A 21764-nucleotide genomic window follows, 5' to 3' on the forward strand; every position below is an offset into this window, starting at 1 on the left:
GGATCGAGTCCGGGACGACGTGTGATTCCTCAGTTCTTCGACTTGTCGACCAGCGCGTTGGCGCCGATCCACGGCATCATCGCGCGCAGCTTCGAGCCGGTTTCCTCGATCTGGTGGCGCTTCGCGGCGATGCGCGAAGCCTTCAGCTCCGGCTGGCCGGCGCGGTTGTCGAGCACGAAATCCTTGACGAAGCGGCCCGACTGAATGTCGGCGAGGACGCGCTTCATTTCCTTCTTGGTCTCTTCGGTGATGATCCGCGGGCCGGTCTTGATGTCGCCGTATTCGGCGGTGTTCGAGATCGAGTAGCGCATGTTGGCGATGCCGCCTTCATACATCAGGTCGACGATCAGCTTGAGTTCGTGGAGGCATTCGAAATAGGCCATTTCCGGCGCGTAGCCGGCTTCGACCAGCGTCTCGAATCCGGCCTGGACCAGCGCGGTGGTGCCGCCGCAGAGCACGGCCTGCTCGCCGAACAGGTCGGTCTCGCATTCCTCGCGGAAGTTGGTCTCGATGATGCCGCTGCGGCCACCGCCGACACCCGAGGCATAGGCGAGGGCGACGTCATGGGCGTTGCCGGTCGAATCCTGGTGCACCGCGATCAGGCAGGGCACGCCGCCGCCGCGCTGGTATTCGCTGCGCACGGTGTGGCCGGGGCCCTTCGGCGCGATCATGATCACGTCGATGTCGGCGCGCGGCTCGATCAGGCCGAAGTGGATGTTGAGGCCGTGGGCAAAGGCCAGTGCCGCGCCGGGCTTCATGTTGGCGTGGATGTCCTCGGCATAGATCGCCGCCTGGTGCTCGTCGGGCGCAAGGATCATCAGCACGTCGGCCCAGGCCGCGGCGTCCTTGTTCGACAGCACCTTGAAGCCGGCACCTTCGGCCTTCTTTGCCGTGGCCGAACCCTCGCGCAGCGCGATGGCGACGTCCTTGACCCCGCTGTCGCGCAGGTTCTGGGCATGGGCATGGCCCTGCGAGCCATAGCCGAGGATGGCGATCTTCTTGCCGGTGATCAGGTTGAGATCGCAATCGGCGTCGTAATAAACCTTCATTGGATTTCCCTCAGTTTCGTCATTCCCGCGCAAGCGGGAATCCATCTCCGGCCATGTCGTCCAGCGGCACCCGTTGGAGATGGATCCCCGCGTTCGCGGGGATGACGGGTGGTGGATACGAAAAATTCCTAGGCCGCGGCAGCCCCGCGGATCATGCCCACAACCCCGGTGCGGCCGACCTCGACCAACCCCAGCTCGCGCATCAGCGTGACGAAGCTGTCGATCTTGTCCGGCGCGCCGGTGAGTTCGAAGACGAAGCTTTCGGTCGTGGTATCGACCACCTTGGCGCGGAACACGTCGGCGAGACGCAGCGCCTCGACCCGGTTCTCGCCCTTGCCGGCGACCTTGATCAGCGCCAGCTCGCGCTCCACGAACGGGCCTATCTCGGTGAGGTCGGTGACCTTGTGGACCGGCACCAGTCGTTCGAGCTGGGCGCGGATCTGGTCGATTACCGGCGGCGGGCCGTGGGTGACGATGGTGATCCGGCTGACCGCATGGTTCTCGGTAATGTCGGCCACGGTCAGACTGTCGATGTTGTAGCCGCGCGCGGTGAACAGCCCGGCGATCTTGGCGAGGATGCCGGCTTCGTTGTCGACCGTCACGGTCAGGACGTGGCGCTCTTCGGCCGCTTTCTTGATCTTCATCATCACACCAGCGCCTTGGCTTCGTCGTCGAGGGTTCCTGCGACGGTGTCGCCGTAGAGGATCATGTCGGTATGCGCCGCGCCCGACGGGATCATCGGGAAGCAGTTGGCCTCCTTCGACACGAGGCAGTCGACGATGACCGGCCCGTCATGGTCGATCATCGCCTGGATGCCGGCGTCGAGCTGGTCCTCGCTCTCGATGCGGATGCCCTTCCACCCGTAAGCCTCGGCCAGCTTGACGAAGTCGGGCAGGCTGTCGGAATACGAGTTCGAATAGCGGCTCTCGTAAGTCAGCTCCTGCCACTGGCGGACCATCCCCATCCATTCGTTGTTGAGGATGAAGACCTTGACCGGCAGGCGGTACTGGCTCGCGGTGCCCATCTCCTGGATGTTCATCTGGATCGAGGCGTCGCCGGCGATGTCGATGACCAGGCTGTCCGGGTTGCCGAGCTGCGCGCCGATCGCGGCCGGCAGGCCATAGCCCATCGTGCCGAGCCCGCCGCTGGTCAGCCACTTGTTCGGGCCCATGAAGTGAAAGTACTGCGCCGCCCACATCTGGTGCTGGCCGACCTCGGTCGCGATGATCGGGTCCTTCGCCTTGGTCAGCGCATAGAGCCGCTCGACCGCGAGCTGGGGCATGATGTCCTTGCGGCGCGGATAGGCGAGGCTGTCCTTCGCCCGCCAGCCGTCGATCCGGGCGTACCATTCGGCGAGGTCGGGCTTGGCGTGGCCACCAGCCTTCCACGCGGCGATCAACTGGCCGAGCACGGTCCCGCAATCGCCGATGATCGGCAGGTCGACAGCAACGGTCTTGTTGATCGAGGCCCGGTCGATGTCGATGTGGATCTTCTCGCTGTTCGGCGCGAAGGCATCGAGCCGGCCGGTCACCCGATCGTCGAAGCGGGCGCCGATGCAGACGATCAGGTCGGCCTTGTTCATCGCCCAGTTGGCTTCGTAGGTGCCGTGCATGCCGAGCATGCCGAGCCACGCCGGGTGGTCCGCCGGGAATGCGCCGAGGCCCATCAGGGTCGAGGTGACGGGGGCGCCGGTCAGCGACTGGAATTCGCGCAGCAGGCGGGTCGCCTCGGGGCCCGAATTGATGACGCCGCCGCCGGTGTAGAGCACGGGGGCCTTCGCCCCGGCGATCATCTCGATGGCGCGCGCGATCTCTGCGCGGGGGGCTTCGGTTTGCGGCGAATAGCGGCTGGGGCGCTGCGGGGCGCGGCCGTCCCACGCCGCGCTGGCGACCTGCACGTCCTTGGGAATGTCGATCACGACCGGGCCGGGACGGCCCTCGGTGGCGATGCGGAACGCCTCGTCAATGGTCGCGGCAAGGTCCGCCGGATCCTTCACCAGGTAATTGTGCTTGGTGCAGTGGCGGGTGATGCCGATGGTGTCGGCTTCCTGGAACGCGTCCGAACCGATCAGGCCGGTGGCGACCTGTCCGGTGATGACGACGAGCGGGATCGAATCCATGAACGCGTCGGCGATCCCGGTGACCGCGTTGGTCGCGCCGGGGCCGGAGGTGACGAGGACGACGCCGGGCTTGCCGGTCGAGCGGGCATAACCTTCGGCGGCATGGGCGGCACCCGCTTCGTGACGGACAAGGATGTGGCGGATGCGCTCGTCGCCGAACAGCGCGTCATAGATCGGCAGGACCGCGCCGCCGGGATAGCCGAACACGAATTCGACGCCCTTGGTAACCAGGCTTTCGACCAGGATCTCGGCGCCACTGCGCTCGCTTGTCACGTCACTCATCCTTCACTTGCGGCGCGGGCCATAGCGGGTCGCAGCGCGCGTCTCACGAAAATTATTGGCCCGGCGCGTGTTGCCGCGCGCCGGGCCATCTCTCCCTTCCGGGCATCGGGGAAACCCCGACGGTTGGCGGCGCTCTAAGGGACAGATTATGCCCGGTCAACCGCTAAATTTGAAATATTCGTACGATCATGTCGCCAGGAATGGAATTTTCGGAAGGCCAGCGCGCCCACTCCGCAGGTAACTGGTTGCGCAGCCAGGTAAATTGCCGCTTGGCGTACTGGCGGGTGGCCTGCTGGCCAGCCTCGATCGCCGAATGGAACGAGGTTTCGCCGCGCAGGAAGGCCGCGGTCTCCGGCACGCCGATGGCGCGCATGACGGGCAGGGCCGGATCGAGATCGCGGGCGAGCAGGCTGCGCACCTCCTCGATCGCGCCGCGCTCCATCATCAAGGCAAAGCGGCGGTCGCAGCGCTCGTAGAGCCAGGCTCGGTCAGGCAGCAGCACCAGCGTCCGAAGCGAAACCGCGTCGCCGATCCCGCCAATTTTCTTGCCCTGCCAGTGGGCAAGGGGGCGGCCGGTGGACCGCACCACCTCGAGCGCGCGGGCAACGCGGGTGGTATCGCCCGGGTTGAGCAAGGCGGCACGCTCGGGGTCTTCGCGGGCCAGCGCCGCATGGGCCTCGGCCACGGGCAGCGCCCGCACCGCCTCGCGCACCGCCGGATCGATCGGCGGGACCGGGGCGATGCCGTCGAGGAGCGTACGAATATAAAGGCCGGTGCCGCCGACGAGGATCGGCAGCCGGCCGGCCTGATGGGCCAGCGCAATCTCGTGCCGCGCCGCCGCTGCCCAGTCTGCCGCCGAGCATCCGTCCGCACCGTCCCAGGTGCCGAACAGGACGTGGGGCACGCCCTGCATCTCGGCCATGTCGGGACGGGCGCTGAGAATGCGCAGATCGCGATAGACCTGCGCGCTGTCGGCGTTGATCACTACCGCCGGCTGCCCGCGCGCTTCGGCCAGGAGGGCCAGCCGCACCGCCAGATCGCTCTTGCCGCTCGCGGTCGGCCCTGCAATGAGCGCCAGCGGCGGCAGGGTGGCCGTTTCGGACAAGGAATTCCCGGTGCTCATCGCGCGGCTCATAGCAGACTCTTCCGACCTTGCAGGCAATCTCTCGCTGGCGGTGGAGATGCTGCGCGACCGGGAAGTGGGCGTGGCCGGGGCGCAGATCCTCGCCTCGGGCACCGAGATCGTCGAGATCGCGATGAGCCACGGCGATGCGGGCGAGGTGCGCGCGGTGCTCGACCAGTGCTTCCCCGACAGCGACGGCATCCTCTCCGACCGCCCGTTCGAACTGCCGCGCCTGCTGGTGTCGGACATGGATTCGACCATGATCGGGCAAGAGTGCATCGACGAACTGGCCGACTTCGCCGGGCTCAAGCCGCAGATCGCCGCAATCACCGAGCGGGCGATGCAGGGCGAGCTCGACTTCGAGAGCGCCCTGCGCGAGCGCGTGGGGCTGCTCAAGGACCTCGAGGAAACTGCGATCGCCACCTGCCTGGCCGAGCGGATCGAACCGATGGCGGGCGCGCGGACGCTGGTCTCGACGCTCAAGGCCAAGGGGTGCTGGACCGTGCTGGTGACCGGCGGCTTCCATTCCTTCGCCGATCCGGTCGCCGAGCTGATCGGGTTCGAGCGGGTGATCGGCAACCGGCTTGGCACCCACGGCGGCAAGCTGACCGGCGGGCTCGTCGGCGGGATCGTCGACAGCGGGGTCAAGAAGGCGGTGCTGCTGGAAGAGACCGCCCGGCTGGGCGAGGGCGCGACAACGCTCGCCATGGGCGACGGTGCCAACGACATTCCGATGCTCGAAGCCGCAAGCTACGGCGTCGCCTACAAGGCCAAGCCCAAGGCCCGCGCCGCCGCCAACGGCTGGATCGACCGCGGCGACCTCACCAGCGTGTTGCGCCTGCTGGGGGTGCCGGAAACGGAATGGGTGATAGGTTAGGCAAACCCCATCCGCCGCGCCCGGCGCTTGCGCACCGCCAGCATCCGCAGGGCGAGCGCACCCATCGCGATCGTGAACCCGATCGAGCCTTCGAGCATCGTCTCCGGCTTCAGCATCCGCCCGAAATACGAGAACGCGAAGATGAACCACAGCCAGTGGATGCCCACCGTGTGCAGCCGCTTCCAGTTCGCGCCAAGCGCGCGCTGCGCGGCACCGCTCGAGGTGAACGCCATCAGGTAGAGCAGGACATAGGCCCCGCCGCCGCCGAGCAGCACTGGCAGCGGACGCGTTCCCCCGGACAGGCGCAGGAATACCACCAGCGCGACCAGGTGGACAGTATGGCTCGCCGCGAAGCCCAGGCCCCACCAGCGCCGGTCACGCAGCAGCGCGCGGCTCATGTCGCTCGGCCACAAGGAGGCGAGCGAGGAGGCGAGGTAGGTGAGGATCAGGATCGGGAAGCCGACCCTTGCGGTCCAGCGGGCGGCGAGCTGCCACTGGGTCACCGTGTCGCCGCCGACGGCAAATCCGGCGGCCACTGCCGACAGGCCGGCCACCAGCCCGAGCAGCATCGGCCACTTGCGTGCATTCATCTGCGGTTCTCCCCCAACCGTCTTGCGCGAAGCTTACGCCGGATTGCGGCCTCCGCCAATATGGGCGTATTGACAGACATGTAAGTAAGAGTCATTCTCATCTCCATGGACAGCATGACCCTTGATCGCGACACCGCCGTGCCCGCCCAAACGGTCGAGACCGGCGCTTCCTTCGACGAACTGCCGATGGTCGACCCGGCGCGTCCGCCAATGCGCTTGCAGCCGGGCAAGGCGTGGTATCACTTCAAGCGGCTGGTCAAGGACAAGGAGCGGACCGAGGAGGTCTTCCCGATCTTCGAGGCGCTGCCCTGGCGCGGGCTCTATGCCGCGGCCGAAACGTTCATCAACTCCGCCGAAGGCCAGCGCATCCGCGCCGCCGAACCCTATCTGCCGCCGCTGCTCGACGATCACGCCGCGCTGCGGCGCACCCCCAAGGGCTCGCTCGGCCACGCCTACTGCGACTTCATGGAGGCCGAGGGCTTGTCGGCCCAGGGCCTCGTCGACGAGTTCGACAAGTACGCCGAAGGCAAGCCGGTCTTCCGCGACAAGATCGATTGGTACTTCAAGCGCCTGCGCGACACGCACGACCTCCAGCACGTCCTCACCGGTTTCGGCCGCGACGCTCTGGGCGAGCAGTGCGTGCTGGCCTTCACCTATGGCCAGCAGCCGAGCCTCGCCCACCTGTTCCTCGGCTATGCCGGGGGGCTTGAGATCCGGAAGCGGGTCAGGAGCAACGCCCCGATCCTGCGCGCCGTGCGCGAAGGCCAGAAGATGGGCACGGCCTGCCCGCGCATCGTCGAGATGCCGGTGATGGAACTGATGGCGATGCCGATCGAGGACGTTCGCACCAAGCTCAACATCGCCGAACCGGTCGCTTACCGCGAGGTCCACAAGACATGGCGCGCGATGGGCGTCGATCCCTACGACCTGCTGGCGAAAGCGGCCTGACCGGCGCGAGGGTCGTGCCTGATCCAGGTTCGCGCAAAGGCGCGAAGGGAGAAGGAAGGCGCAAAGGCGTTGCGCTTCCTGATCGTCACCCCGGCCTTGATCCGGGATCCCGCGCTTCGCGCTGAGTCTCTGAAAAGAAAAGAGGGTTTACGCGGAGACGCGGAGACGCGGAGATGCAGCGCCACCGGCGAAGCCGGCTTCCCGCTCACACCTCGCGCTTGCCGTAGCGCCGGAATCATAGAGGGGCCTGTCGGCCCGGCGCACCATCCCTGCGCCTTTTTCCCCTTCGCGCCTTTGCGCGAACCCCTTATCTTCTCCGCGCCTCTGCGTCTCCGCGCGAAACAATCTTTCCAACACTCCCCCAGAACGGAGCAAGTTGTTGGATACATGTAGGATTTGACCTTCTAGCCCCGACGAATCGGATCGGGAGCGGGCTAGGCCGGCCCAGCCCTCGCTCCTTCGCTGGCAACAGCGACGCGGCCGGCGCGGCGGCGGGTGAGAACGGGGCGCTGAACTCAAGCCCTGATCAGGCCCCCAGCGCCAAGCCCCGGATGACGGGATGGAGCAACGGCTCCATCATGGCGCGGTGCGATCAGCCGCGAGGGCGTCGTTTCGTTCGCGAGCCTGCGAGCGCCGCCCGGCCCGTCGTCCTCACAGGCCGAGCGCACCGGGCGTCTGCTCCCCTTGCGCCGTTCGCAACGCGTACAGACACCGCCCCTCCCGCGGCACATTGGCGCCGCGCTGGCCGCGCGATTCGATGGTTGCGCCAGCGCTACTGGTCCGGGGTCGCTGCCGGATGGTTGGTTGTGATTTGCGCGCAGGCCCACCCCCCGACCCGCTGTTCGCTTCGCGAACGCCTGCGGCTCCCCGCCTGCGGGGGGGGGGGGGAGAATGGAGCGCTCGCTATCGGACTGGCGCGACCTGGTTCCCCTCCCGCAAGCGGGAGGGGCTAGGGGTGGCATACCGCGAACAGCGGCTAGGGGTGGGAAAACGGCGACTAGGGCTTACGCCTCCATCCAGTCCCGGAAGAACGCATCGCTGGCTTCGCGCAGTGCGGCGAGTTCCACGCCTGCCACGCTCGAGCCACCGACGCTGCCGATCCGGGTCGCGCCCGCGATGTCGCGGCCCGCCGGAGCCGTCACGATGTAGCGGCCCTGATCCTCGCCGAAGGCCCCGACCGCGTGGAACGCGGTGTCCAGCGTGCAGCCCAATCCGCCCGCCAACGCCATTTCCGCGAGCGCGACGAGCAGCCCCCCGTCGCTCACGTCGTGAACAGCGGTAACGACGCCGGCGGACACCAGTTCGCGAACCTGCTTGGCGCGGCTGCGTTCGAGCTCGAGGTCGACGGACGGCGCGTTGCCGCCTTCGCTGCCGACGATTTCACGCAGCCAGAGCGACTGGCCAAGGTGAGAGCCCGGTTCGCCGATCAGCCAGATCGCTTCCCCCTCGGCCTTGAACCCGATCGTGGCCATCTTCGTATGGTCAGGCATCAGCCCGACGCCGCCAATCGCCGGGGTCGGCAGGATCGCGCTCCCGCCCCCCGTCGCCTTGCTCTCGTTGTAGAGCGACACGTTGCCCGACACGATCGGGTAGTCCAGCGCCCGGCAGGCGTCGCCCATGCCGCGCAGGGCTTCGACGATCTGGGCCATGATCTCGGGCCGCTGGGGGTTGGCGAAGTTGAGGCAGTTGGTGATCGCGAGCGGTGTTGCGCCGACCGCGCTGATGTTGCGATAGGTCTCCGCGACCGCCTGCTTGCCGCCTTCGTAGGGGTCGGCATAGCAATAGCGCGGGGTGCAGTCGGTGCTGATCGCCAGCGCCTTCTCGGTCCCGTGGATGCGCACCACCGCGGCGTCGCCGCCGCTCTTCTGCAGCGTGTCCGCGCCGACCTGGCTGTCGTACTGCTCCCAGATCCAGCGACGGCTGGCGAGGTCGGGGCAGCCCATCAGCTTGACGAGGTCGGCGGCAATGTCGGTGCTTTCGGGGATGTCGCCAAGCGGCGCGACGTTGGCCCAGGCCTTGTAGTCGGCCAGCGACAGGGCCGGGCGGTCATAGAGCGGGGCGTCTTCCGCCAGGGGGCCGAGCGGGATGTCGCAGACCGTCTCGCCCTGCCAGGTCAGCACCATGTGGCCGGTGTCGGTCACTTCGCCGATCACCGCGAAGTCGAGCTCCCACTTGCGGAAGATCGCCTCGGCCATGGCTTCCTTGCCGGGCTTCAGGACCATGAGCATCCGCTCCTGGCTCTCGCTCAGCATCATCTCGTAGGGGGTCATGCCCTCTTCGCGGCAGGGCACCTTGTCCATGTCGAGGACGATGCCGGCCTTGCCGTTCGTCGCCATCTCGACAGACGAGCTGGTCAGCCCCGCCGCGCCCATGTCCTGGATCGCGACGATCGCGTCGGTCGCCATGAGTTCGAGGCAGGCTTCGATCAGCAGCTTTTCGGTGAAGGGGTCGCCGACCTGCACGGTCGGGCGCTTTTCGTCGGAGTTCTCGTCGAAGTCGGCGCTGGCCATCGTCGCGCCGTGGATGCCGTCGCGCCCGGTCTTGGAGCCGACGTAGACGATCGGATTGCCGACGCCCGTCGCCGCCGAATAGAAGATCTTGTCGGCATCGGCGATGCCCACGGTCATCGCGTTGACGAGGATGTTGCCGTCGTAGGCCTTGTGGAAATTGGTCTCGCCGCCGACGGTCGGCACGCCGACGCAGTTGCCGTAGCCGCCGATCCCCGCGACCACACCCTGGACCAGCGCCTTCATCTTCGGATGTTCGGGCCGCCCGAAGCGCAGCGCGTTCATGTTGGCGACGGGGCGCGCGCCCATGGTGAACACGTCGCGCAGGATCCCGCCGACCCCGGTCGCCGCGCCCTGGTAGGGCTCGATGTACGAGGGGTGGTTGTGGCTCTCCATCTTGAAGATGGCGGCCTGTCCGTCGCCGATGTCGATGACGCCGGCGTTCTCGCCCGGGCCGCAGATCACCCACGGCGCTTCGGTGGGGAGCTTCTTGAGGTGGATGCGGCTCGATTTGTAGGAGCAGTGCTCCGACCACATCACCGAGAAGATGCCGAGCTCGACGAGGTTCGGCTCGCGCCCGAGCGCATGGAGAACGCGCTGGTATTCTTCCTCGGACAGCCCGTGGGCGGCGACGACGTCTGCGGTGATCGAGCTGGCGGATTCTGGCATGGGGCGGCCCTTAGCGAGCGCGGGCGCGATAGGCTAGAGATTCGGGGGCGGGTATGAACATCTCGGGCCCACCCCCCGTCCCCCTCCCGCACGCGGGAGGGGGAGAGCAAACACGACCAGTTCCCCTCCCGCTTGCGGGAGGGGTTAGCGGTGGGCCTGACTTATGCACCCACCTTCAATGCCGCCCAGGTCGCCACGCTCGCCGCCACGGCGGTGGCGAACGCGCCCCAGGCGATATCGATCACGGTCATCTGCGTCGACCACACCTTCATCGTCGCCTGGTTGGTCATGTCGTAAGTGGCATAGGCGAGCGCCCCCAGCAGCGCGCCGTTGAGCGCCGCCGTGCCGACCCCGCCGGTCAGCCCCGGACGCACCGCGAACCAGATCATGCCCGCAAGGTAGAAGACATAGAAGATCACCGCCGGCACCGGGCGGAAGCTGGGCGCGAGGATTTCGCCGATGAGGGGGCGGTAGAGGTTGGGACCAGCCCAGCTCAGCCACATCGCGTCGAGCCCGCCGAACACAACCGCTGCAACCAGATACGCCACAATCAACTGCATGATCGATCTCCCTGCTTACCCCATGCTTGACCCGCCCGCGATGCCCCGTCAATGCTGCGGCGCTATGGCCAGCAATCCCGAAATCGCCGGAATGAGTTTCGAACAGGCGCTGAAGGCGCTCGAGGACGTGGTGCGACGCCTCGAAAGCGGCGAGGCGCCGCTCGACGAATCGATCTCGCTTTACGAACAGGGCGACAAGCTGCGCTCCCACTGCCAGGCCCGGCTCGACGCCGCGCAGGCGCGGATCGAGGCGATCGTCGCCGACCGCGAGGGCAAGGCAGCGGGTCTGCGCCCGTTCGACGGGGACGCGCCCTGACCGTGACCCCGCTCCTCAAAGCTGAACTCGCGCGCGTCCAGGGCGAGATCGACGCAAGCTTCGATGCGCTGTTGCCGCTGGCCGGCGATGCGCGCGACCGCCTGATCGAGGCCATGCGCTACGCCGCGATCGGCGGGGGCAAGCGGGTCCGTCCGCTGCTGCTGATCGCCGCCGCCACCCTCCACGGCGGCGACCGCGCGACGGCGATCCGCGCCGCCACCGCGATCGAGGCGATCCACGCCTATTCGCTGGTCCACGACGACCTGCCGTGCATGGACGACGACGATCTTCGCCACGGCAAGCCGACCGTCCACAAGGCCTATGACGACGCGACCGCGGTGCTGACCGGCGATGCGCTCCACGCCTTTGCGTTCGAGATCCTGTCCGATCCAGACACCAGCGGCGATCCGTTCGTCCGCGTCGAGCTGATCCGCACCCTCGCCACCGCCAGCGGTGCCAACGGCATGGCCGGCGGGCAGATGATGGACATCGCTGCCGAAACCGCCAGCTTCGACCTGCCGACCGTGACCCGGCTCCAGCAGCTCAAGACCGGCGCGCTGCTCGCCGCGGCGGTGGAGATGGGCGCGATCATCGGCCACTTGCCCGCAGAGGGGCGCACCCACTTGCGCGGCTATGCCCGCGACATCGGCCTCGCCTTCCAGATCGCCGACGACCTGCTCGACCACGAAGGCGACGAGACTGCCGCCGGAAAGGCGCTGCGCAAGGACGCCGGGGCGGGCAAGGAAACCTTTGTCTCGCTGCTCGGGCCGGACCGCGCCCGCGAACAGGCGCGGATGCTGGTCGAACAGGCGGTGGAACACCTGGGCAGCTACGGCCAGGAAGCCGACCTGCTGCGCGAACTGGCGCGCTATATCGTGGAGAGGGATCACTGATGGGAGACGGGGCAGGGCAGCGCATCGGGGTTTATCCCGGCACATTCGACCCGATCACGCTGGGGCATCTCGACATCATCCGGCGCGGGGCGAAGCTGGTCGACAAGCTGATCATCGGGGTCACCACCAACCCGTCGAAGAACCCGATGTTCTCGGATGACGAGCGGATGGAGACGGTCCGCCGCGAGGTCGCCGCGCAGGGGATCGACAATGTCGAGGTCGTTGGCTTCAACGCACTCCTCATGAAATTCGCGCGCGCCCAGAACGCGAGCGTCATCGTCCGCGGCCTGCGCGCCGTGGCGGACTTCGAGTACGAGTACCAGATGGCGGGGATGAACCAGCAGCTCGACAACGAGATCGAGACGGTGTTCCTCATGGCCGACGTCTGCCTCCAGCCGATCGCGTCCAAGCTGGTCAAGGAAATCGCCCTGTTCGGCGGGAAGATCGATGATTTCGTCACCCCCTCCGTACGCGACGAGGTCGTCGCGCGGGTCGAAAAGATCGGCAGGATGGGGGATTACTGATCGCAGCCGCGCAATCGTTCATTGCGCGGACAGCGTGCGGGGCTTATCCGCGCGGACAATCTGTTTCGGAGTTTTCGCTCAGCATGGTCTCGCGTTTCATCGCCACTCTCGCGCTGGGCTTGTCGCTCGTCGCCGCGCCGGTCGCCGCCTCCGACAAGGCCGACGCCTCCGCGCCCGCGCCTTTGCCGACCAAGGTCAGCCTCAATGTCGACGAGGATCCCGACAACGTCCTGCTGCTCGACCTGTCGAACGGCGGGCGTGTCGCGATCCGGCTGATGCCCGAATGGGCCCCGCACCATGTCGAGCGGATCAAGACGCTGGTTGCGCAGGGGTTCTACAACGGGATCATCTTCCACCGCGTGATCGACGGCTTCATGGCGCAGACCGGCGACCCGACCGGCACCGGCTTGGGCGGCTCGGCGCTGCCTGACCTCGACGCCGAGTTCAACTCGATGCCGCACCTGCGCGGCACCGTGTCGATGGCGCGGACCGACGCGCCCAACACCGCCAACAGCCAGTTCTTCATCGTCTATTACCCGCGCTTCGCGCTCGACCGGAAGTATACCGTGTTCGGCCGCGTCATCGCCGGCATGAACTATGTCGATGAAATCCAGAAGGGCGAGCCGCCGGCCAACCCGACCAAGATCGTCCAGGCCTCGATGGCCTCGGAGCGCAAGGCGCCTCCGGTGATTGCGCCGCCGGTCCCGGCCAACCCGGTCATCACGCCGGACATGCTGACGGCCGCGGCGAAGCCCGCGGGGAAATAGTCCAACGTCCTCGAGCGTCCCGCGCAGGCGGGGACACAGTGCGACAAACGCAGCGTGAACAACTGGGCTCCCGCCTGCGCGGAGGCGCAAACTGTGTTAGCATTTCGCCATGCGCGTTGACCTCTTCGATTTCCACCTGCCGCCTGAACGCATCGCCCTGCGCCCGGCGCGGCCGCGCGATTCGGCGCGGATGCTGGTGGTGGAGGAGGGCCGGCCATTCACCGATCGCCGCGTGTCGGACCTGCCCGATGCGCTCCGCCCCGGCGACGTGCTCGTGTTCAACGACACCCGCGTTATTCCCGCCCAGCTCGAAGGGCGCCGCGGAGAAGCGCGCATCGGCGCGACCTTGCACAAGCGCATCGACCTGCGCCGCTGGCAGGCGTTCGTCCGCAACGCCAAGCGCCTGCGCGAAGGCGACTCGATCGATTTCGGCGCAGAGGTCACCGCCAACGCCGAGGCGCGGCTGCCCGACGGGAGCTGGACGCTGTTCTTCCCCGGCGAGGACCCGGTCGAGGTCCTCCTCGAGCGCGCCGGGCGGATGCCGCTGCCGCCCTACATCGCCGGCAAGCGCGACACCGATGCGGCAGACCGCGAGGACTACCAGACGATGTTCGCGCGCGAGAAGGGCGCTGTCGCCGCGCCCACCGCCGCGCTCCACTTCACCCCGCGCCTGCTCGAACGGCTGGCCGAAGCCGGCATCGGCCACGAGACCCTGACCCTCCACGTCGGGGCGGGCACGTTCCTCCCGGTGAAGGCCGACGACACCGAGTCCCACGCGATGCACGCCGAATGGGGCCGGATCGACGCCGCCACCGCCGACCGGCTCAACGCGGTGCGCGCCGCCGGGGGCCGGGTCATCGCCGTCGGCACCACCAGCCTGCGCCTGCTCGAAAGCGCGGCTGGCGAGGACAAGGTGGTCCTCCCGTTCGAGGGCGACACCGCCATTTTCATCACCCCCGGCTACAGGTTCCGCGCGATCGACGGACTGATGACCAACTTCCACCTGCCGAAATCGACCCTGTTCATGCTGGTCAGCGCGCTGATGGGGCTGGAGCGGATGCAGGCGGTCTATGCCCACGCGATCGCACACGAGTACCGCTTCTACTCCTACGGCGACTCCAGCCTGCTGCTTCCCTGAAGCGCTTGGGAAAAGGCAGCGCGCCGGTTATGCCGGTCGGCGATGACCCAGCCGACGTTCAGCCTCGAGGCTTTCGAATACCACGCCCTGCGCGGCAACCATGACGAGGCGCTGGCGCTGCTTGATGCCGGGCTGACGATGCTCGAGACCCTGCACGGCCGCTTTGCCGAGGGCAGCGCGCGGGCGCTGACGGTCAGGCCGCCGCTCGACAGCGACCTCCATCTCGTCACCCGCTTCGCCGCCGCCATCGCCGCGCTGCTGGGCGATCCGGCGCTGACGATCCCGCCCGAGCGGCGCGAGCGGCTGCTCTATCTCCAGCGCTGGATCGGCGCGGTGTTCGCGGCTAGCCCGCTGGGGAACAGCGACCACGTCCTGCGGGCCATGGACCCCGGCACGCTCAGCCATGCCGACCTGCTGCGCTACTGCCTGGCCTGGACGCCGGACTCGGCGATGCCGATCGACCTCGAGGGCGTGTGGAAGATCGATCCCGCGCTCGCGCTGTCGCTGGTGATCTCGGTCCTCGCGGCGCGGGTGTTCGGTAGCGAAAGCGCCCATGCCCGGCGCGAGGCGTGGCTCCCATGGCTGGCGGAGAAGCTCGACCAGACGCGCGATCTCGACGGCCTGCCGACGGGATTGCTCCACCATGTCTACATGAACTGCAGCTATGCCGACCGCGCGGACAAGCACGAGGTCAAGCGCGCGATCACCGCGCTGATCCGCCGGGTGCTGGCGCGGAACGGTCTCCACGACAGCGACCGCAAGCTGGCGCTGACCGACGAGCGGCCGGTGATGCTGGTGCTGCTCGAGCAATGGCTGCCCGGCCACTCGGTCTATCGCACCCATGCCCCGGCGATCGAGGGGGCACGGTCCAGCTTCCGCACCATCGGCGTCGGTTTCCCGCAATGGGTCGCACCCGAATGCCGCACCAGCTTCGACGAGTTCGTCGAGCTGCCCGACGGCGCGCTGCTCGACCAGCTCCGCTTCCTGCGCAAGCTGTCGGCGGAGCGGAGCGCTCAGGTGCTGCACTTCCCCAGCGTCGGCATGTTCCCGCAGACGATGTTCGCAGCCTCGCTCCGGATCGCGCCGGTGCAGACGATGTCGACCGGGCATCCGGCGACGACCCGCTCCCCGGCGATGGATTACCTGGTGGTCGAGGGCCACTACGTCGGCGATCCGGGGCTGTGGAGCGAGACGGTGCTCGCCCTGCCCGAGGCGGACGCGATCCCCTATCGTCCCGCCAGGGAAACCCCGCAGGTGGTCCGCACCCGCGAGGACGCGCCGGCCAAGGTGCGCATCGCGGTCTGCGCCTCGATCATGAAGATCAACCCACGCTTCCTCGCCGCCTGTGCCGCGATCCGCGATCGGGCGCAGACGCCGGTCGAGTTCCACTTCCTCCCCGCGCTCGCCGACGGGGTCGTCTACATGCAGCTGCGCAAGTTCGTGGAGAGCTACCTCGGCGCCGACGGCGCGGTCTATCCGCACCTGTCCTACCCGGACTACATGGCGGTGCTCGGCGGGTGCGACATGTTTGCCAACTCGTTTCCGTTCGGCAACACCAACGGCATCGTCGACACCGTGATCGCCGGCCTGCCGGGGGTGTGCAAGACCGGCCCGGAAGTTCACGAGCATATCGACGAAGGGCTGTTCGGCCGGCTCGGTTTCCCGGAGTGGACGGTCGCGCAAACGATCGAGGACTATGTCTCGGCGGCGGTGCGGCTGGCCGATGATCCGGCGTTGCGGGCGGAAATCCGCGCGCGCTGCTGTGGGCGTGACAAGGTCGAGGCGTTGTTCAGTGGGCGGCCGCAGATCCTTGGCGAGCGGTTGCTGGCGGAGCTGACGGGCCGGCTCAGCGGCTGAACCAATCCCATACCAGCTTCGCGGTGAGCGCCAGGCTTGCAATGACCAGCAGCGGGCGGATCAGCCTCGCGCCGAAGCGGGCCGCGCTATGGCTGCCGATCCAACCGCCGGTCATCGCGCCGGCCGCCATGCACAGCCCAAGCAGCCACATGACCTGACCGCCCAGTGCAAACACGATGACGCTGGCAACATTGCTGGTCACGTTGAACAGCTTCGTCAGCGCGGTCGCACGGGTCAGGCCGAGCCCGCGCAGGCCCACCTGAGTCGCAGCGAAGAACTGCCCGGTGCCGGGGCCGAAGAAGCCGTCATAGAAGCCGATCGCGGCGGCGACCGGGCGGTACTGCGGCTCGCTGATCGCACTCTCGCCGTCATGGTCGTCCATGCGCGGTGAGAGCAGCGTGTAGAGTGCCACCGAGATCAGCAGCAGCGGCACCACCAGCCGCAGCAGGTCAGCGCTGAAGTGCTGAATCGTCAGCGCTCCGGCGACCGCGCCGACGAAGACGAAGCCCACAGTCGCGAGGTTCGGGCGGATCGTGACCAATCCGGCCTTGCGGTAATTGCGCAGCGCCACCGAAGTCCCGAACACCGACTGCAGTTTGTTGGTGCCGAGCACGACATGCGGCGGCAGTCCGGCATAGATCAGCGCGGGCAGCATGATCAGGCCGCCGCCGCCGGCGATGGCGTCGATGAACCCGGTCAGCACCGCGACTGCGGTGAGGCCGGCATAGATGGAGGGCTCGAGCATTTGCCCCCCATGGCGTTTCGCCCTAAGGGCCGCAACCCGTATGACCCGCTTTGCCTTCACCATCCACGCAACCGACGGCAAGGCCCGCACCGGCACCATTGCGATGCAGCGCGGGGAAATCCGCACGCCCGCCTTCATGCCCGTGGGCACCGCGGCGACCGTCAAGGCGATGAAGCCGGAGACGGTCCGCGAAATCGGTGCCGACATCATCCTCGGCAACACTTACCACCTGATGCTCCGCCCTGGCGCGGAGCGGGTGGCGCGCCTTGGCGGGCTGCACAGGTTCATGAACTGGCCGCGCCCGATCCTCACCGACAGCGGCGGCTACCAGGTGATGAGCCTGTCGGACCTGCGCAAGATCACCGAGGAGGGGGTCGCCTTCGCCAGTCACATCGACGGTTCGCGGCACATGCTGACGCCTGAACGCTCGATGGAAATCCAGCGGCTGCTCGGCTCGGACATCGTCATGGCCTTCGACGAGTGCCCGCGCGCCGACCGCCCGCGCGACGAGATCGCGCGGAGCATGGAAATGTCGATGCGCTGGGCGAAGCGCAGCCGCGACGGCTTCAACTCCGGTGGCGAACATGCGGAGCGCAGCGCGCTGTTCGGTATCCAGCAGGGTGCGCTCGACGAGGAACTGCGCCGCCGCTCGGCCGACGCGCTGAAGGACATCGGCTTCGACGGCTACGCCATCGGCGGGCTGGCGGTCGGAGAAGGGCAGGAGGCCATGTTCGCCACGCTCGACTTTGCCCCCGCCATGCTGCCCGAGGACCGGCCCCGCTACCTGATGGGTGTGGGCAAGCCCGACGACCTCGTCGGCGCGGTCGAGCGCGGGGTCGACATGTTCGACTGCGTGCTGCCCAGCCGCTCGGGGCGCAACGGGCAGGGGTTCACCTGGAGCGGCCCTGTCAACCTGCGCAACGCCCGCCACGCCGAGGACACCGCCCCGCTCGACGAGCGCTGCGCCTGTTCGGTCTGCGGGACCTACAGCCGCGCCTATCTCCACCACCTCCACAAGTCGGGCGAAATCCTCGGCGCGATGCTGCTGACCGAGCACAACCTCTCGTTCTACCAGCAGCTGATGGCGGCGATGCGGGGGGCGATTGCCGAGGGGCGGTTCGCGGCATTCGCGGCCCAATTCCGCCGGGACTATCTCGCGCGTTGAAATTGCTCGCATTTCATCGCTTCTATGGTTGCCAGCCGAGCGCGATCGGTTAGTCTCCCCGCAGATTCTCCGGGGGGAACAGCATCTTGCTACGATTTTCCATGACTGGCGCGGGCCTCGCGCTGCTGCTTTCGAGTGCCGCCCACGCACAGGCGATCGATCCCGTGGCTGCCAAGTTTGCCGCGCGCGAAGGCGTCGCGAATGTCTCGATTTCGCCGGATGGCAAGAAGATCGCGGTCGTCGCGCCGCGGCCGCAAGGCGGTGAAGGCATCCTGGTCGTGCCCCTCGACGGCGGGCGGCCGGTCGCGATGACCGGATCCGAAGGCAACGGAGACGAGGTTCACTACTGCGATTTCGCGACCGACACGCGCCTGATCTGCATGGCCACGTTCAGGCAGAAGGAGGGCAAGTACCTCAACGTCTACAGCCGTGTCCTTGCGGTCAACAGCGATGGGTCGGGGATGAGGCTGCTCACCCCCAACACGCAGATGAACGCCTATTACGAAGTCAATTTCGGCGGCGCGGTGGTCGACCTGGTCTCCCCCGACGGCGGGAATTCGATCCTCCTGAGCAAGTACAACGCGGAGGAGTTCACCACCGGCTCGATCGTCAAGCGTAACAAGCCGGGGCTGGGGGTGATCTCGATCGACACGGTCTCCGGCAAGTCTCGCGAGGTCGAACCGCCGCGCCAGACGGCCAGCGAATACATCTCCGATGGCGCCGGCCAGGTTCGCGTGATGGGCACCACGAAGTATGATCAGAACGGCTACCTTGCCGGGCGCGATACCTATTCGTTCCGCGCCGCCGGCAGCCGCGAATGGCAACCGATGAACACCGTCGAATACGATGCGCAGACGGCCACGGGCTTTGTTCCGCTGGCGGTCGATAGCAAACTCGACGTCGTTTACGGGTTCGGCGCGCGGGGCGGGCTCCAGGCGCTGTTCAGCCGCAAGCTCGTCCCCGGCGCGGAGCCGCAGCTCGTTCTCGGGCGGAATGACGTCGACGTCGATTCGCTGCTCACCATCGGCCGCCAGCGCCGCGTCGTCGGGGCGAGCTACGCCGCCGAGAAGCGCATGGTCGAATTCTTCGATCCGGAGCTGAAGAAGCTGTCGATCTCGCTGGCCAAGGCTTTCCCGGCGAGCTCGCAGATATCCTACGTCGATGCCTCGGCGGACGAGAACAAGCTGGTCCTGTTCGTCAGCAGCGACGTCAATCCGGGCGTGTTCTACGTCTACGACAAGGGCACCCGGCAACTGTCCGAAATCCTCCCCGTGCGGCCTGAACTGGCGGGCATGAAACTGGCGGAGGTCAGGCCCGTGACCTATCCGGCCGCCGACGGGACGATGATCCCCGGCTATCTCACCTTGCCGCCGGGCAGCGACGGCAAGAACCTGCCCGCGATCGTCATGCCCCATGGCGGCCCTTCGGCGCGCGACGAGTGGGGGTTCGACTGGCTGTCGCAGTACTTCGCGGCCAAGGGGTTCGCGGTACTCCAGCCCAATTACCGCGGCTCGGCCGGCTACGGGTCGGAGTGGTTCCAGAAGAACGGCTTCCGTTCGTGGCGCACCGCGATCGGCGACGTCAACGACGCCGGGCGCTGGCTGACGTCGCAGGGCATCGCCGCGCCGGGCAAGCTGGCCATCGTCGGCTGGTCCTATGGCGGTTACGCCGCGCTGCAGTCGCCGGTGCTCGATCCGGATCTCTACAAGGCGATCGTCGCCATCGCCCCGGTGACCGACCTCGACAAATGGCGGAGCGAGAAGGAGAACACGTCAAGCGGCAAGTTGGTCAACAGCTTCATCGGCACCGGCCCGCATATCGAGGAAGGCTCGCCCGCCCGCCATGCCGATGCGTTCAAGGTCCCGGTGCTGATGTTCCATGGCGAGGTCGATCAGAACGTGGCCGCCGATGAATCGCGGCTGATGGTCCAGCGGCTCAAGGCGGCGGGCAAGCAGGTCGACTATGTCGAGTTCAAGGGGCTCGATCACTATATCGAGGACCCCGCCTCGCGCGGGCGGATGCTGACCCAGACCGCGGCGTTCCTCAAGACGACGCTGGGGCTCTAGCGGCGGGGGCCATCGCCCCTTGCACTCGCGGCAGGCGGGGGGCACACGCGGTCCGATCTGCCTTGCCGAGGACGTTCGCTTGCGCCGCCTGATCTCCCGTTGGCCGTTCGACGGCTACTCGACGCTGCTGATCGCGATGGTGCTGCTGGCGGCGATCCTGCCGGTGCGCGGCAGCGCAGCTACCGGCATGTCGTGGGTGACCAACGCGGCGATCGTGCTGCTGTTCTTCCTCCACGGCGCGCGGCTGTCGCGCAGCGCGGTCATCGCGGGAGCGACGCACTGGCGGCTGCACCTGCTCGTCTTTGCGATCACCTTCGCGCTGTTCCCGCTCATCGGGCTGGCGCTGTGGCAGGTGCCGCCGACGCTGCTCGCGCCGCAGCTGGCGACGGGCTTCCTGTTCCTGACCCTGCTGCCATCGACCGTGCAATCGTCGATCGCATTTACCGCGATGGCGCGCGGCAACGTCAGCGCCGCGGTGTGCAGCGCGGCCGCATCGAACCTGCTCGGGACGTTCATCACCCCGGCGCTGGTGGCACTGACCATCGGCATCCATGTCCACGGCGGCGACACCGGCGCGGTGGTCCGTTCGATCATGTTGCAACTGCTGCTGCCCTTCGTGATCGGCCAGCTGCTCCAGCCGAAGCTGGGCGCATGGATCGCCGCAAGGCGCGGGCTGGTGAGCGCGGTCGATCGCGGCTCGATCCTGCTGGTGGTCTACACCGCGTTCAGCGCGGCGGTGGTCGAGGGGCTGTTCCACCAGGTCGCCGCGCGCGACCTCGCCATGGTTGCGCTGTTGTCGGCAGCCTTGCTGGCGCTGGTCATGGCCATCTCGCTGGGCCTGTCGCGCCTGTTCGGCTTCGCCCGCGCCGACGAGATTGTGATCCTGTTCTGCGGATCGAAAAAGAGCCTTGCGTCCGGTGTGCCGATGGCCGGTGTGCTGTTTCCGGCCGCGATCGTCGGGACAGCGATCCTGCCGCTGATGGTGTTCCACCAGATCCAGTTGCTGGTCTGCGCCGAGGTCGCGCGCCGGTATGGGCGCGAAGACGCGGTCGTTACTGCGCGCTAGACGCGCCGGGCAGCGTCACCACCACCTCTGCCACTGCCACCGGATCGGGCGCGACAGGCACGTCCTCCACCGTTGATGAGCCCGTATCGACGCGCGGCCTTGCCGGACGTGCATCATAGCGGGGAAGGTCGTCATAAGGCGTCCGCACCATGGCCTGCGCGTAGGCCAGGGTCTGGTCGTGCCGATGCGGCACGAAGCCGGGCTCCTGGTTCGGCGGGTACTGCGGTGCCGCGTCATGTCGGGCAGGCTCGACGGTGTAGGTCTCAGCCGAATAGTACGCCGCATCGCCTGGCGAGTAGGTGGCGGGGATGTTCTTGCGCCATGCGGGCTCGGGCTGGGGCAGTGGCCGGGTCGGGGTCGCGAGATGCAAAGCCGCTCCGGCAAGCAGTCCGCCCAGCAAGGTGGCGGTGATCGTTTCGCGGCGTTCCACGGGTCAACTCCGGATTGGCTTTTCGCGAGAACGCTGTCCGCACCCGCCCGGTTCCGCACCGCGCTTGACGAAA

20 protein-coding genes are annotated in these 21764 nt (G+C 67.5%); 11 read left to right on the forward strand and 9 right to left on the reverse strand.

What is annotated here, in order from left to right; translation table 11 throughout:
* Positions 1-29: 29 nt before the first annotated feature.
* The 4 genes from ilvC to miaA all read right to left on the reverse strand — a co-directional run bounded on the left by ilvC (position 30) and on the right by miaA (position 4573).
* Entirely contained in the window at positions 30-1049 is a 1020-nt protein-coding gene (ilvC, locus tag AC3WLD_RS09285) for a ketol-acid reductoisomerase (protein WP_492556667.1), read from the reverse strand.
* 128 nt (positions 1050-1177) lie between these two features.
* Positions 1178-1693 carry an acetolactate synthase small subunit gene (gene ilvN / locus AC3WLD_RS09290; RefSeq protein WP_492556743.1) on the reverse strand — a complete coding sequence of 172 codons (516 nt, stop codon included), beginning with the start codon at positions 1691-1693 and terminating at the stop codon, positions 1178-1180.
* A 2-nt stretch (positions 1694-1695) separates the two neighbouring features.
* Entirely contained in the window at positions 1696-3441 is a 1746-nt protein-coding gene (ilvB, locus tag AC3WLD_RS09295; protein WP_492556668.1) for a biosynthetic-type acetolactate synthase large subunit, read from the reverse strand.
* A 172-nt stretch (positions 3442-3613) separates the two neighbouring features.
* On the reverse strand, positions 3614-4573 hold the full coding sequence (miaA, locus tag AC3WLD_RS09300; RefSeq protein ID WP_492556669.1) for a tRNA (adenosine(37)-N6)-dimethylallyltransferase MiaA: 960 nt from the start codon (positions 4571-4573) through the stop codon (positions 3614-3616).
* On the opposite strand from miaA, the gene serB reads away from it, so the two are divergent.
* On the forward strand, positions 4566-5450 hold the full coding sequence (gene serB, locus AC3WLD_RS09305) for a phosphoserine phosphatase SerB (protein WP_492556670.1): 885 nt from the start codon (positions 4566-4568) through the stop codon (positions 5448-5450). The two genes, miaA and serB, sit on opposite strands and share 8 nt — an antisense overlap.
* Here the strand turns inward: serB and AC3WLD_RS09310 are convergent.
* Positions 5447-6040, reverse strand: coding sequence for a hypothetical protein (locus tag AC3WLD_RS09310; protein ID WP_492556671.1), 594 nt, complete (start codon positions 6038-6040; stop codon positions 5447-5449). The two genes, serB and AC3WLD_RS09310, sit on opposite strands and share 4 nt — an antisense overlap.
* A gap of 105 nt (positions 6041-6145) precedes the next feature.
* On the opposite strand from AC3WLD_RS09310, the gene AC3WLD_RS09315 reads away from it, so the two are divergent.
* The gene (locus tag AC3WLD_RS09315) at positions 6146-6988 is read left to right on the forward strand and encodes a Coq4 family protein (RefSeq protein ID WP_492556672.1); all 843 of its coding nucleotides are present in this window, start codon (positions 6146-6148) and stop codon (positions 6986-6988) included.
* 1004 nt (positions 6989-7992) lie between these two features.
* On the opposite strand, the gene purL is transcribed toward AC3WLD_RS09315, so the two are convergent.
* Both purL and AC3WLD_RS09325 read right to left on the reverse strand, forming a co-directional pair.
* Positions 7993-10164 carry a phosphoribosylformylglycinamidine synthase subunit PurL gene (gene purL / locus AC3WLD_RS09320; RefSeq protein WP_492556673.1) on the reverse strand — a complete coding sequence of 724 codons (2172 nt, stop codon included), beginning with the start codon at positions 10162-10164 and terminating at the stop codon, positions 7993-7995.
* Positions 10165-10325: 161 nt separating this feature from the next.
* Complete coding sequence (locus AC3WLD_RS09325) at positions 10326-10724, reverse strand: DUF2177 family protein (protein ID WP_492556674.1); 399 nt, start codon at positions 10722-10724, stop codon at positions 10326-10328.
* Positions 10725-10788: 64 nt separating this feature from the next.
* Between AC3WLD_RS09325 and AC3WLD_RS09330 the strand changes: the two genes are divergently transcribed.
* From AC3WLD_RS09330 to AC3WLD_RS09355, 6 genes are all read left to right on the forward strand, one after another.
* Positions 10789-11040 (forward strand): exodeoxyribonuclease VII small subunit, encoded by a 252-nt coding sequence (locus AC3WLD_RS09330; RefSeq protein WP_492556675.1) that lies wholly within the window; start codon positions 10789-10791, stop codon positions 11038-11040.
* A 2-nt stretch (positions 11041-11042) separates the two neighbouring features.
* A complete protein-coding gene (locus AC3WLD_RS09335; protein ID WP_492556676.1) occupies positions 11043-11933 on the forward strand; it encodes a polyprenyl synthetase family protein in 891 nt (296 codons plus the stop codon).
* Positions 11933-12457 carry a pantetheine-phosphate adenylyltransferase gene (gene coaD / locus AC3WLD_RS09340; protein WP_492556677.1) on the forward strand — a complete coding sequence of 175 codons (525 nt, stop codon included), beginning with the start codon at positions 11933-11935 and terminating at the stop codon, positions 12455-12457. Before AC3WLD_RS09335 ends, coaD begins: the two co-directional genes overlap by 1 nt.
* A gap of 83 nt (positions 12458-12540) precedes the next feature.
* Positions 12541-13224, forward strand: a complete 684-nt coding sequence (locus AC3WLD_RS09345; RefSeq protein ID WP_492556678.1) for a peptidylprolyl isomerase — start codon at positions 12541-12543, stop codon at positions 13222-13224.
* 109 nt (positions 13225-13333) lie between these two features.
* Positions 13334-14362: a tRNA preQ1(34) S-adenosylmethionine ribosyltransferase-isomerase QueA gene (gene queA / locus AC3WLD_RS09350; RefSeq protein ID WP_492556679.1), complete on the forward strand. Its 1029-nt coding sequence runs from the start codon at positions 13334-13336 to the stop codon at positions 14360-14362.
* A gap of 42 nt (positions 14363-14404) precedes the next feature.
* Positions 14405-16219: a hypothetical protein gene (locus AC3WLD_RS09355; protein ID WP_492556680.1), complete on the forward strand. Its 1815-nt coding sequence runs from the start codon at positions 14405-14407 to the stop codon at positions 16217-16219.
* On the opposite strand, the gene AC3WLD_RS09360 is transcribed toward AC3WLD_RS09355, so the two are convergent.
* Entirely contained in the window at positions 16209-16964 is a 756-nt protein-coding gene (locus tag AC3WLD_RS09360) for a TSUP family transporter (RefSeq protein ID WP_492556681.1), read from the reverse strand. The genes AC3WLD_RS09355 and AC3WLD_RS09360 overlap by 11 nt on opposite strands.
* 40 nt (positions 16965-17004) lie before the next feature.
* Here AC3WLD_RS09360 and tgt point away from each other — a divergent pair, with 40 nt between their 5' ends.
* The 3 genes from tgt to AC3WLD_RS09375 all read left to right on the forward strand — a co-directional run bounded on the left by tgt (position 17005) and on the right by AC3WLD_RS09375 (position 21261).
* A complete protein-coding gene (gene tgt, locus AC3WLD_RS09365) occupies positions 17005-18129 on the forward strand; it encodes a tRNA guanosine(34) transglycosylase Tgt (RefSeq protein WP_492556682.1) in 1125 nt (374 codons plus the stop codon).
* 101 nt (positions 18130-18230) lie between these two features.
* On the forward strand, positions 18231-20195 hold the full coding sequence (locus AC3WLD_RS09370) for a S9 family peptidase (protein WP_492556683.1): 1965 nt from the start codon (positions 18231-18233) through the stop codon (positions 20193-20195).
* Positions 20196-20274: 79 nt separating this feature from the next.
* The gene (locus AC3WLD_RS09375; protein WP_492556684.1) at positions 20275-21261 is read left to right on the forward strand and encodes a bile acid:sodium symporter family protein; all 987 of its coding nucleotides are present in this window, start codon (positions 20275-20277) and stop codon (positions 21259-21261) included.
* Here the strand turns inward: AC3WLD_RS09375 and AC3WLD_RS09380 are convergent.
* A complete protein-coding gene (locus AC3WLD_RS09380; RefSeq protein WP_492556685.1) occupies positions 21248-21691 on the reverse strand; it encodes a hypothetical protein in 444 nt (147 codons plus the stop codon). The genes AC3WLD_RS09375 and AC3WLD_RS09380 overlap by 14 nt on opposite strands.
* Between the last annotated feature and the right edge of the window lie 73 nt (positions 21692-21764).

The organism is Novosphingobium sp. FW305-C-111, assembly GCF_058783565.1.